General features: G+C 68.7%; 1 pseudogene. It reads right to left on the reverse strand.

The features are described from left to right. Positions 1–238: pseudogene (locus KVT45_RS55080) on the reverse strand (MFS transporter); the annotation flags it as partial. Between the last annotated feature and the right edge of the window lie 461 nt (positions 239–699).

The raw sequence follows: 699 nt of genomic DNA on the forward strand, positions 1-699 counted from the left end.
TCAGTGCGACGGCGAAGGCCAAGGTGTAGCCGGCGGCGATCCACTGGACGCTGGAGTACGCTCCGCCCAGGTCGGTGTGTATGGACGGCAGGGCGACGTTGATGATGGTGTTGTCCAGCAGGTCCATGAACATGGCCAGCAGCACCACAACTAGCGCGATCGACCGGGCCCGGCCGGTGACCAGCGGAACGAAATCGTCATCCTGGGTCTGTATCGGTGTTCCCTGACCGGTGGCCATTCGGCGGGCTCCTTCTCTCTGCGGTATCGGGTTTGGTGCTGGGGAGCGGGTCGGTCCCCAGCGGGGATCTACCGGCTGGCCGCGCCCCTGATCGACGAACGGCTGGCCACGGTATTGGTCGGCTAGGAAACCGGCCGGATCGAGCTGATGTCGCCGGAACGGACGGCTGGGGGCGGCACCGGCGTGTCGGATCGAAGCCTGCTTCCGAGACCTCACACCCCGGCGCTGAAGGTCTGCGGCACCGCTGTCCGTGACACCCGGCCTGCCGCCCGCCGCGGCCAGACCCACTGCCTCCGGTGCTGCCCGTATTGGGGCTCGTGGGTCCGGGTGGTCCTGTGGCGGGAAGCGGCTCACTCGTCGCGGTCGTGCCCCCGCAGCGCCTGTTCGGCAGCGGCCATCCGGCGCTTGACCCGAGGCATGTGGTTGACGGCTCGCATGGCGGTGCGCATGCCCGCGAGCAT

The organism is Streptomyces sp. GbtcB6, assembly GCF_019091475.1.
Taxonomy (GTDB): domain Bacteria; phylum Actinomycetota; class Actinomycetes; order Streptomycetales; family Streptomycetaceae; genus Streptomyces; species Streptomyces hyaluromycini.